This window comes from Rhodoplanes sp. SY1 (genome assembly GCF_046000175.1).
Classification (GTDB): Bacteria; Pseudomonadota; Alphaproteobacteria; order Rhizobiales; family Xanthobacteraceae; genus Rhodoplanes.
Genome location: NZ_JBEOMB010000161.1, coordinates 1 through 2261 on the forward strand (window position 1 = coordinate 1; position 2261 = coordinate 2261).

Annotated in this window: 2 protein-coding genes; both read left to right on the forward strand. The window is 71.6% G+C overall.

Annotated elements, in window-relative coordinates; genetic code table 11:
- The first annotated feature begins 134 nt into the window (after positions 1 to 134).
- Positions 135 to 1412: an IS21 family transposase gene (gene istA, locus ABTU92_RS26710; RefSeq protein ID WP_408094632.1), complete on the forward strand. Its 1278-nt coding sequence runs from the start codon at positions 135 to 137 to the stop codon at positions 1410 to 1412.
- On the forward strand, positions 1412 to 2197 hold the full coding sequence (gene istB / locus ABTU92_RS26715; RefSeq protein WP_408094631.1) for an IS21-like element helper ATPase IstB: 786 nt from the start codon (positions 1412 to 1414) through the stop codon (positions 2195 to 2197). The genes istA and istB overlap by 1 nt, the downstream gene beginning before the upstream one ends.
- Positions 2198 to 2261: the final 64 nt, after the last annotated feature.

Consider the following 2261-nt stretch of genomic DNA (forward strand, 5'->3'; position numbering starts at 1 on the left):
TGTCAGGCGACACGACAAACTGGCCCCCTGACGACACGAGGAACTGACCCCCTCTCGTGATCGCAGAGGAGGTCGGCATGATGCCGAAGGACGTGCAGTACGACCCGCGGATCGAAGTTCCGCGGGGTGAAGCGATGAGGACGCCGGACGACGTCGCGGCGATGATGCGGCTGAAGGACTTGGGCTGGGGCGCGAAGCGGATCGCGGCGGAGCTCGGCTGCTCGAAGGCGACGGTTCGGCGGTGGCTCGGGATGGGCGGCTGGCAGCCGTGCCGGGGGGTGTCGCGGGCGAAGGCGCTGGACGGGCTGGATGACTGGCTGTCGGAGCGGTTCCGGCGGCACGGCGGGAACGCCGACGTTGTGCGCCAGGAGCTTGTCGCCGAGAAGGGCGTGGCGGTGAGCCTGAGGACGGTTGAGCGGGCGGTGGCGCCGCTGCGGCGCGAGCTTCTGGCGGCGGCGCGGGCGACGGTCCGGTTCGAGACGCGACCGGGCGAGCAGCTTCAGATCGACTTCGGCGAGCGGCGTGTCGCGATCGGCGGCGAGGCCGTGAAGGTGTTCCTGTTCGTGGCGACGCTCGGCTTTTCGCGGCGGCTGCACGTTCGGGCCTATCGGAACGAGCGGCAGGAGAACTGGCTCGACGGGCTGGAGAGCGCGTTTTCGGCGTTCGGCGGACGGCCCGAGGAGGTGCTGCTCGACAATGCGCGGGCGCTGGTGGTGCACCACGACGCGGCGAGCCGGGAGGTGGTGCTGCATCCGCGGCTGCACGCCTTCGCGCGGCACTGGGGGTTCCGGGTGCGGGCCTGCGCGCCGTACCGGGCGCGGACCAAGGGGAAGGACGAGCGCGGGGTCGGCTACGTGAAGCGCAACGCGATCGCCGGGCGGTCGTTCGCGACCTGGCCGGCGCTGGAGGCGCATCTCGCGGCCTGGACCCGGGAGGTGGCGGATGTGCGCGCCCACGGCACCACCGGCGAGGCGCCGATGGCTCGGTTCCTGCGGGAGGAAGCGGCGGCGCTGAAGCCGCTCGACGGCATCCCGCCGTTCACGACGTCGCGCGAGCTGGTGCGGCGAGTGGGGAGCGACTGCGCCGTGGAGGTCGACGGCAACGCCTATTCGGTGCCGTGGCGACTGATCGGCGAACGGGTTCGGGTGGTGGTCGGCGCCGGGGAGGTGCGGGTCCGGCACGCCGGGCGCGAGGTGGCGGTGCATGCCGAGCTTGTCGGCCGGCACGGGCGGCGGGTCGATCCGACCCACCTCGCCGGCGTGGTGGGGAGCCGGGAGCGCCCACGCGCCGGCGGGCCCGTGGCGCCGTCCGACGTGGCGCCGTTGACGCAGGCGCCGTGTCCGGAGCCGCCGGCCTCGTCGCTGCAGCGGCCGCTCGCCGACTATGCGGCGTTCGTCGGGGGAGACTTCTGATGACCGCACACGACCACTTGATCGGCATGCTGACACGCTTGAAGCTGACCGCGGTGCGCGACCAGCTCGACACTCTGATCGACGAGGCGGGCCGGCGCGAGCTGACCATCCGCGAGGCGCTGACGCTGTTCTGCGAGCGCGAGATCGCCCGCAAGGACCAGCGCCGGATCGACATGAGCCTGGGGCTCGCCCGCTTCCCGTTCGTGCGTGATCTCGCCGGCTTCGACTTCGCGGCGCAGCCCTCGCTCGACAAGGCGCAGATCCGTGAGCTTTCGACCGGCCGCTTCATCGCCAACGGCGAGGCGGTGCTGCTGCTCGGGCCGCCCGGGGTTGGCAAGACGCATCTCGCCGTGGCGCTCGGCCGGGAGGCGATCGTCGCCGGCTACACGGTGCTGTTCGTGCCGGCGACCACGCTGGTGGCCCAGCTCGCCAAGGCCCATCAGGACGGCCGATTGGAGGAGCGGCTGACCCACTACGGCAAGCCCAAGCTCCTGATCGTCGACGAGCTCGGCTACCTGCCGTTCGAGCCCGACGCGGCGCACCTGTTCTTCCAGCTGGTGAGCCGCCGCTACGAGCGGGGCGCCATGCTGGTGACGTCGAACCGGCCGGTGGGCGAATGGGGCACCGTGTTCGGCGACGCCGTGGTGGCGACCGCCATCCTCGATCGGCTGCTCCACCACAGCCACGTCGTCACCATCAGGGGCGACAGCTACCGGCTGCGCGAAAAGCGCCGGAGCGGGCTTCTGCAGAAGCCCGCTCCGGCGCCCCAGCCGGCGACCGCTTGAACCAACCACCAAGGGGGTCAGTTCTTGATGTCGCAAAGGGGGCAGTTCCGGATGTCGCTTGACA

Bases quoted from the DNA above. Each gene is read 5' to 3' on its own strand.
- istA (WP_408094632.1), top strand. From the start codon at position 135: ATGAGGACGCCGGACGACGTCGCGGCGATGATGCGGCTGAAGGACTTG.
- istB (WP_408094631.1), top strand. From the start codon at position 1,412: ATGACCGCACACGACCACTTGATCGGCATGCTGACACGCTTGAAGCTG.